Source organism: Planctomycetia bacterium (assembly GCA_021413845.1).
Lineage (GTDB): Bacteria > Planctomycetota > Planctomycetia > Pirellulales > PNKZ01 > PNKZ01.
Window position 1 is genome coordinate 1 of sequence record JAIOPP010000155.1, and the last position, 8828, is coordinate 8828.

Consider the following 8828-nt stretch of genomic DNA (forward strand, 5'->3'; position numbering starts at 1 on the left):
GCTGGAACGTTAGCCGCGGAGCAGTGACGTGGGGAAGCGGCACGAGCGGGATCATCGGTGCAGTCACCGCCGCCAACAGCCTCGTCGGCACGAACGCAAACGACCTAGTCGGCAACGGCGGCATCACGCTCCTCGGCAACGGCAACTTCGTGGTGCGTAGCTTTAGCTGGAACGGTAGCCGCGGAGCGGTGACGTGGGGGAGCGGCACGAGCGGGATCGTCGGCGAAGTCTCCGCCGCCAACAGCCTCGTCGGCACGACCGCGAACGACCAAGTCGGCAGCGGCATCACGGCCCTCGGCAACGGCAACTACGTGGTACGCAGCACGTTCTGGAACGGTTTCCGCGGAGCGGTGACATGGGGGAGCGGCACGAGCGGAATCACTGGCGCAGTCTCCGCCGCCAACAGCCTCATCGGAAGCAACGAGAACGACAGCGTCGGCGGCAACGGCATCACGGCCCTCACCAACGGCAACTACGTGGTGGGTAGCGCGAACTGGAATGGCAACCGGGGGGCGGCGACGTGGGGGAGCGGCACGAGCGGGATCATCGGCGCAGTCTCCGCCGCCAACAGCCTCGTCGGCACGAACGGGAACGACCAAGTCGGCGGCGGCGTCACGGCCCTCGGCAACGGCAACTACGTGGTGCGCAGCTCGGGTTGGAACGTTAGCCGGGGAGCAGCGACGTGGGGGAGCGGGACGAGCGGGATCGTCGGCGCAGTCTCCGCCGCCAACAGCCTCGTCGGAACCAACGCGAACGACCAAGTCGGCGCCGGCATCACGCTCCTCGGCAACGGCAACTATGTGGTGCGCAGCCAGAACTGGAACGGTAGCCGCGGAGCGGCGACGTGGGGGAGCGGCACGAGCGGAATCACTGGCGCAGTCTCCGCCGCCAACAGCCTCATCGGCACGAACGCGAACGACGTGGTCAGCAACGGTGGCATCACGGTCCTCAGCAACGGCAATTACGTGGTGAGCAGCGGGAAGTGGAACGGTTTCCGCGGAGCGGTGACATGGGGGAGCGGGACGAGCGGGGTCGTCGGCGAGGTATCCGCCGCCAACAGCCTCGTCGGCACGACCGCGAACGACCAAGTCGGCGGCGTCGGCATCACGGCCCTCGGCAACGGCAACTACGTGGTGCTTAGCGCGAACTGGAACGATGCTCGCGGAGCGGCGACGTGGGGGAGCGGCACGAGCGGGATCGTCGGCGTAGTCTCCGCCGCCAACAGCCTCGTCGGAACCAACGCGAACGACCGCGTCGGCAACCGCGGCGTCACGGTCCTCGGCAACGGCAACTACGTGGTGGGCAGCTCAAACTGGAACGGTGCCCGCGGAGCGGCGACGTGGGGGAGCGGCACGAGCGAGATCGTCGGCGAAGTCTCCGCCGCCAACAGTCTCGTCGGAACGAACGCGAACGACCAAGTCGGCGACGGGGTCACGCCCCTCGGCAACGGCAACTACGTAGTGCGCAGCGGGAGCTGGAACGGTAGCCGGGGAGCGGCGACGTGGGGGAGCGGCACGAGCGGGATCGGCGGCGAGGTCTCCGCTGTCAACAGCCTCGTCGGTGGCGTGCCGAGCTCCGGCTTGTCCGGCATCGACGTGGATTCGGTCCACGAAACGTTCATCGCTTCGTTCAGGACCGATACCAGCGACGGTTTCGGCGGCAGACTGCGCGTCGGGCTGTGGAATCAGGTACTAGTTTTCACCGGCGACTTCTCGAACTTCGGCAACGTCCCCGCCCAAGACGTCACGATCACTCCCGGCATGATTACCGCCATCACCAACAACGGCACGGCCGTGGTGCTAGCCGCCAACACCGACATCGTCGTCAAACAGGCCATCGTTGCGAACAACCCCGGCGGCACAGGAGGACACCTGAGCCTGCTGGCCGGCCGCAGCATTCTGATCAACGCGAATATCGACACCGACGGCGGCGACCTCACCCTCTGGGCCAACCATCCGGCCGGCGACGGCGTCACCGGTCCGTTGAATGCGAATCGGGACGCCGGACTCGCCGTCATCACGATGGCCGCCGGCACGAGCATCGACACGGGTGCCGGTAATTTCATCGCCCGCATCGACACCGGTGCGGGGCTTACGAATAACGCGAGCGGCAACCTCACGTTGGCGACCGTCAACAGCGGCGGCAGCGTGTTGATCGAGAACCGCGGGCCCGGCAGCGCCGGCGTATGGGGCGACATTATCATCGCCTCCAACACGATCACGATCACCGGCGGCGAAGGGACGACGCTTCGCAGTCTCGGGGACATCTACGCGTACGTCAGTATCTTGAATACGGCGGGCACCGCAGCCGGACAAGGCGGGTCGGTGAATCTCATCGCCGGCTGGAACGGCGTGACGGGCTTGGCGACTCCGTTCGATATGACGCCGATTTTCGCCGACACCGCAAGCTACGGTAACAATTCCGGCAGCGTCTACATCAACCGCGAAAACGGCGCGGGGACGACCGGCGTCGCCGTCGGCAGCCGCTACGGCGCAACCAACGTGGCGGCGTTCGATCTGACGCTTCGCGGCGGCAATACGGACGATGCGTACGCCCAACTCGGTTTTCGAGCGAACACGAGCGTCGATTTTTTCTTGATCGATAGCCCGATCACGGCGGTCGTGAAAAACAACATCTCAGTCACGGCCGGAACGGGCTTGCGCAGCTATGCCCAAGTCGGACACGGAGCCGCCTTCACGAGCAATCACTCCGGCCACTTGTATTTCGGCGAGATCGCTTTAACTCTCGGCGGTCGGCTCGCGCTCGCAGGAGTCGCTACCGGCGACCGGTACAGCGCGATCGGCCACGGCGACCAGCCGGGTAACGACGACACCGGCGATGCGGTCGGCGGAGACGTCACGCTTAGAATCGGCCAAGGGGCCGATTTGACCACGGCCTTCATCGGCCACCTCATCGATGCGTCGGGAGTCTACTTTTCAGGCAAAACCTATATCAGCGTCGGTACGGGGAACTATGTGGGAACGAATCAGACCGACGCTCTCGTCAGCGACGCCGCGAGTCGGATCAACAGCGCGGCGAACGCCGGCGGCGGCCAGTTGCGGTTCTATCTCCCGCAACGAAGCAGCTTCCAAATGGCCGACGGCACGCTCGTCAACGGCATCGACGTGGCGACCTTCAAATCGAGTTCGCCGCTCGCGAATACGCAAGGAGTGTTCTCGCCGTTCAACGGCCCCTACGTCGTCGATCTCAGCGCCGGCAACTTCGCGTTCTACCTCAGCGCGATCCCGTCGACGGGCGGGCCCACGCCGACGCCGCCGGTGGATGTGCCGGTGCCGCCGAATGCTTTCTCGAGAGTGTTCGGAGCTATTCTGGGATCGATCGTGAACGATCAGTTCGGTCGAAGCGAAGATTATTTCAAGTCCATCTATTCGCTTTCCCAAGGCGGAGTACGAAATCTAGGGGGCATTGATTTCGGGCCTGGGGTCGGAGGAACGATCACCATCGACGTCGAAGCCGAATCAGAAACGAACCTCGGTTCCGAAGACGGCGCTCTAGACTGAAATGACTACCGGCTGAAGCCGGTAGGTTCGGAGGCATTTCGTGAGTCTCCGGACTGAAGTCCTGCGCTCACGACGGAGTCACTCGGAAGTTGTCGCCCCCGTCGTCGGGCTCGGTTCCTTCTTGTTGCCGGATGTATTCGCGGATCGCCTCGTCCGTCACGTTGCCGCTGGAGGCCACGAAGTAGCCCCGAGCCCAAAGATGCCGACCCCAGAATTGTTTTTGCAGATGCTTGAACTCCGCCAACAGCTTCCGCGACGTCTTCCCCTTGATCGCCTGCATGATCTTGCTCGGCGACAGGTTCGGCGGACACGACAACAGCACGTGCACATGGTCGCTCGAAACCGAGCCTTCGATGATCTCGATGTCCAGAGTCCGACAGATCTCTCGAACCAGACTACGAAGCCGAATGCCGACCTCGCCCGACAGAATCGCCTTACGATACTTCGGAATCCACACGAAGTGGTACTTGAGATCGAAACGGCTATGAGCTCCCGTGCGATAACGCTCCATAGCCCACAGTTTAGCCCAACACACTCACGTCCTAAAGGTTTCGCCTGAAGGCGAGGGGTTTAGACCCATCGCAAGGACACTAAGGGCCTATCGTCGCGGCCTCGGACCCATCAGATAAACGACGCCGAGATGAGCACGTTGGTTGGTCGTCGCACCGACGACGTTGCTAAGTCCCCAGCCGTAATCGAATCGCAGCGTGAGGCGATCGCTGCAACTGAATCGTGCTCCGGCTCCGGTCGAGGCGAGCACTTGGGAGGCGACCTCGCCGGGAACCGGATTGCGAACATAACCTCCGCCGTAATCCAAGAACGTAAACGCGCGGAGGACTTTCCGGTCTCGCGTGGTCCCGATGATCCACGGTTGCGGACCGAGCTCAAGGTTCGTGAAGTAGCCGATATCGCCGTTGAATACGCGCTGATCGTAGCCGCGAATGGAATCGTACCCGCCGAACCCGAGCATTTCGCTATAGAGAAGTCGCTGACTCGCGACCTGCCCGGTGACGCGTCCCAATAACTGCAAGTTCCACGGTAAGGCCGTGACGGCTTCGGCCTTGGACCGGTTGTAGACGAATCCCGGTCGCGTGTTCGGGCGAATCGAGCTGAACCCCGCGGCATCGTCATAAGCGGAAAAACCGCCGTTCGGACCGACGAATAGATCGTTGGTGAGGATTAGATATTCGACATCATTAAAGCGCTGCACGCGATCGTAACCGAAGTTCAGTTCCCATAAATCAGCCCGACCGCCGACGACGGGCAGCTCGTTGAACTCCAAGTTGTTGTTCGTGCTCTTAAAGTCGTAGCCGAACGAGAGCCAGCTTTGCAGATAAGGGTCGTAGTTGAAGTACCGCAGCAGTGCGCCGCCGACGATCCAGCTTTGCCCTGTTTGAAGAAACGGATCGGGGCGCGCCGTGACGTCGGAATAGGCTCCGTAGGTTTGGAACGACCATTCGCGACTCCACGCCCGTTGGTAGCTGTAGGAATGAGCTTGCAGCCGATCGAATTGCGTGTCCGAAGTGTATTGATAGCTGAGTTGCCCGTCGCGCTTGAACGCATCGCCCCAGATCAGGCCGCCGTAAACGCGATCGATGCCGAGCAGGGGTACGCCGGTATCTTCGTAGCCGAGATAAGCGCGCCACGGCGCCGCATCGTTTACTTTGTAGATCACATCGGTTGTGCCGGGTTGCTTCCCCGGTTCGAGATCGACCTCCACGTTGCGAAACGGATTGCGATTGAGCCAAAACAAATCGCTTTTTAGCTTCCCTTCGATCAACCGATCGCCGGTTCGAGTGCATTCGATTTGATCGGCCAACATGCAGTTGTTGAACCAACATGCTCCTTCGACGCGGACCGCGCCGATTCGCGCTTCTCTCACCACCAGTTGAACGGTCCCCTGAGTGATCTTTTGCTCGGGAATGACTACGTCGACGACCGGTTGTCCATTGCGGCGATAATAGAGAATGATGTCGCGCGAGAGCTGGTTGAGACGTCGCAGCGTGAGCGGCCCGTCCAGGTATGTTTCCACGATCCGTTTGAACTCGGCACGATACACCAGCGACTGGGAGTCTTCGAAGTCGAAATGCACGCCCGTCAGATCGGCGAAGTCGTCGAGCGGTCGCACTTTCTCGGGGCGATCCAACACTAAAACCGCGTCCCAGCGCTCGACGAGTACGGCATCGCTGCCCGCTGCCGGTTCTACCGGTTTTTCCGGAATTGACGGCTGGTACTGTGGTGCCGGTAGGGTTTGCGGCCGGTAGCGTTGGAAATCTTGAGCGAAAAGGGGATTCAAGATCGCTACCGGAGCCACAAGCGCGGAAACGACTCCGATCAAGCGCAATAAACGATACGGCATCGTCGCGACGCGCAGCGTCGTACCGTCTGAGTAAGCCATTTCGAGTCCGTTCGAAAGTAGGAATTCCTCCGGCTCTTTCGACTTTGCATCATGCCAGGCGACCCTTTTAATTCCGAAGCGTTGCGACCGTACTTAATCGCTACACTGTATTTCGAGCGTGAGTCGACGGTAGACGCCGGGTGAAACGTGCAGTGCCCCTCGATCGAATTATGAAGCGCGGGGCTACGGTTTGAAATGAGAGCCTACCCGACGGGCATGATTCGCTCAGCCTTGTATCAACTTTTACGGGCGACTCCAAAAAGCCACGAGCGAATGAGTTCCTCTACTCGGAGGTTCATGAAAGGGGCTTCAAGCAAGCGTCGCTTTATATGAGGCGCTGGATGGGGATTCGCTCCGGCGAACCCACCGCGCCGATCACGCTCTACGATCTTCGAAACGACATCGGCGAGACGACGAAAGTGGCGGCAGAGTAGCCGGAGATCGTTGCGAAGATCGAAGCATTTCTGAGATCGGGGCGCTACGCCTCGACCGATTGGGAGCCTCGCTGGTAAACGGCGACCGGACACCGCTATTGAGCGTCGCGGTGATTTCGGCGCTCGTGGGGATCCGACCTCCTCCGAAATCGATTGAGTCGTGACGCGGGCGTGGCGGCGGAGTCGTCATCGTCGGAATGACGGCAGTCGCTTTGCGGTCGATAGCAGCGGCACCGCCGGCGCTTTGCTGGTTTCGAGTATCGTCACGTCGTTCGGCGCGGTGCCGGCCTATGCCGTCGGCCTCAGATTGGATCTCTCAATATGGAGAGGGTCGATGGGGGCGCCAGGGCCGCGGAATCCGGATCAAGGTTTTGTTTCCGTTCTCTGACGAGGACGTGAACCAAACCTTGATTGAACCCTTTGAATCACAACTCATTTACGGAAATACGTTTGCGACGGTTTTCCATGATTAGTCATCGTCATCACAAGGATCCAATTCACCTCGCATCGAAAGCGCAACTTAAAACTCGTGAAAAAGAGGGCATATAGGAGGATGCTGAGTAGCGGTTGAAAGCCGTTAAAAATTTCTCGCCTCTCGTATACATAGCTACTGCACTAAAAAAGAAATCTCTTTGCTCGAGTTCATGCGATATAGAAGCCGTCCTTTTAATCGCGTAAATAATTTCGTTGACTAGAATTCGCCGGCTCTGGTAGCATCGCAGACGTGAGGTCATGGAACGACTCTCACTTTTCGTTGCAAAGGGGCCATGGATGGCTGTACCTGATCTTGCCGATTCGCTTGTCGGAATTCATCCCGACATGATCGCCGCGACACGGCGCATTGCCGAACGTCAAGCGGATCTCACCTCCGCGGCGTTGCGAATTATCGTCGAAGAAGCAATTCGTCGCGGCGAAGACTTCGACTGCCAGCAACTTTCTGCGAGCTTCCTGCTAGAACTCAGCGCACTTGCTCATTTACGGGCTTGGGAGCAGTCTGGATTATCGTCCTTGCTTAACGACGATCTCCCAACCTACGAAGCTGCCGAAGCCGCTCTTCGCGTCCGAGTTTAAGGATCTTCATACCACAGCAACGGTGCCGAGTCGGCAACGCTGCCGCGACGGATTATGCAGCTTTGGCTGAAGAAATTCAGTTGGTCGGCCCCCTCACTTCTCGGTGTTGATGTCAAATTTGGCGAGTGTGATGAAGATACTTTGATCGACGTCGTCGCAAAACTTCTTTGGAATCATCGCGACGACGCGCGGAGCAAAAAGTAAGGAAGAGATCATGAAACGAACGCAACGAACGCGGCAAGGAATTTTGTTGTTTTACACGCGCGATTCGGGTGGCAAACACGAAACGACTCCCGGCGAATATGTCCGCACGGCAATAGCGCGGGCCGAAAAAGAAGGTCTTGCCTTTACAGGCACACCGAAAGTCATCGAAGAGATGATGCGCAACGGCGCGTCGCAACGCGGCGACATTTTTCTCGATTTCGATGTAAAAGGAAATTTGCTTTCGCGACCCGGTCTCGACGGATTGTTCCAACGCATCCAGTTTGACCGAAACGTGTCTCATGTCTTCATTCCTCGTCGTGACCGACTGGCACGACCGGATCACGCGGTTGAAGGTATGCAGCTCGAGATCAGGCTTAGGACTCTTGGCGTCACTCTGATCTTCATGGATCGTGTCATACCTCCTTTGAATCTCGGCAGCCGCGATTCCATCGGGGATATAATCGTTTCGCTCGTCGACTATGATCAAGCCGGGAAAGATCTTCGGGTACTTGCCGAGAAAAGTCTGTTCGCGCAATTGATGTTGGCGAAGGCGGGTTTTTCGACCGGCGGTCGTGCACCGTATGGATTTCGCCGCTGGCTTGCTAAGATCGACGGTCAGCTCGTAAGAGAAGTGCTTGACAGCGAACGTGTGCGGATGGCTGGGCATCATGTGGTTTGGATTCCTGTCGCCGAAGATCATCCGGAGATGCTAACGATTCGTCGCATTCTCGAATCGTTGGAGGTGATGCCGGCCTCGCGTCTCGCGGCCTTGCTCACCGCCGAAGGGAGTGCCGCCGCCGGATTTCGGACGTTCGCGCAAGGACAACGACCTTCGGCATACTACCAGCGGTGCTTGGAGCGACACGACGATCACAACCAAGTCGACTGGCCGAGGATCACGAATGTCGCGCTCGATGTATTGCGGCAGAAACTGCTGTCTCCGCGGGCGAATGAGAAACTGAAAGCTCGGCTGCAAGAGTTGGCGATGCAAGAGAAGACCGTGGATTTGTCGGCTGCAGAGGCTGCAAAGAAGCGGTCCGAGTTGCGCCAAGTCGAGCAAGATCGAACGAAGGTCGAGCGAAATATGGCGATGGCGAATTCCTCGGATCAATATCAGGCCATGGCAAAGATTTTCGATGAACTGACCTGCCCCCACGCGTGATACCAAGTGTTGCGTTAGTTTCTTCAAGAATCAAGCTT

The 8828-nt window shown here is 59.4% G+C and carries 6 protein-coding genes; 3 read left to right on the forward strand and 3 right to left on the reverse strand.

Going from position 1 to position 8828, the window contains the following annotated elements; genetic code table 11:
* The coding region (locus K8U03_25470) for a hypothetical protein (GenBank protein MCE9608249.1) at nt 1-3521 on the forward strand (3521 nt) is incomplete at its 5' end.
* 67 nt (nt 3522-3588) lie between these two features.
* Here K8U03_25470 and tnpA read toward each other — a convergent pair.
* A complete protein-coding gene (gene tnpA, locus K8U03_25475; protein ID MCE9608250.1) occupies nt 3589-4032 on the reverse strand; it encodes an IS200/IS605 family transposase in 444 nt (147 codons plus the stop codon).
* Nucleotides 4033-4119: 87 nt separating this feature from the next.
* A complete protein-coding gene (locus tag K8U03_25480) occupies nt 4120-5919 on the reverse strand; it encodes a ShlB/FhaC/HecB family hemolysin secretion/activation protein (GenBank protein MCE9608251.1) in 1800 nt (599 codons plus the stop codon).
* Nucleotides 5920-7124: 1205 nt separating this feature from the next.
* Between K8U03_25480 and K8U03_25485 the strand changes: the two genes are divergently transcribed.
* The gene (locus K8U03_25485; protein ID MCE9608252.1) at nt 7125-7424 is read left to right on the forward strand and encodes a hypothetical protein; all 300 of its coding nucleotides are present in this window, start codon (nt 7125-7127) and stop codon (nt 7422-7424) included.
* A 112-nt stretch (nt 7425-7536) separates the two neighbouring features.
* On the opposite strand, the gene K8U03_25490 is transcribed toward K8U03_25485, so the two are convergent.
* Complete coding sequence (locus K8U03_25490) at nt 7537-8298, reverse strand: hypothetical protein (protein MCE9608253.1); 762 nt, start codon at nt 8296-8298, stop codon at nt 7537-7539.
* Here K8U03_25490 and K8U03_25495 point away from each other — a divergent pair.
* Nucleotides 8284-8790 carry a hypothetical protein gene (locus tag K8U03_25495; protein MCE9608254.1) on the forward strand — a complete coding sequence of 169 codons (507 nt, stop codon included), beginning with the start codon at nt 8284-8286 and terminating at the stop codon, nt 8788-8790. The genes K8U03_25490 and K8U03_25495 overlap by 15 nt on opposite strands.
* Nucleotides 8791-8828: the final 38 nt, after the last annotated feature.

Coding starts and splice junctions, on each gene's coding strand:
- K8U03_25490 (MCE9608253.1), bottom strand. CDS start 8,298: ATGATGCCCAGCCATCCGCACACGTTCGCTGTCAAGCACTTCTCTTAC.
- K8U03_25480 (MCE9608251.1), bottom strand. CDS start 5,919: ATGGCTTACTCAGACGGTACGACGCTGCGCGTCGCGACGATGCCGTAT.
- tnpA (MCE9608250.1), bottom strand. CDS start 4,032: ATGGAGCGTTATCGCACGGGAGCTCATAGCCGTTTCGATCTCAAGTAC.
- K8U03_25485 (MCE9608252.1), top strand. CDS start 7,125: ATGGCTGTACCTGATCTTGCCGATTCGCTTGTCGGAATTCATCCCGAC.
- K8U03_25495 (MCE9608254.1), top strand. CDS start 8,284: ATGGCTGGGCATCATGTGGTTTGGATTCCTGTCGCCGAAGATCATCCG.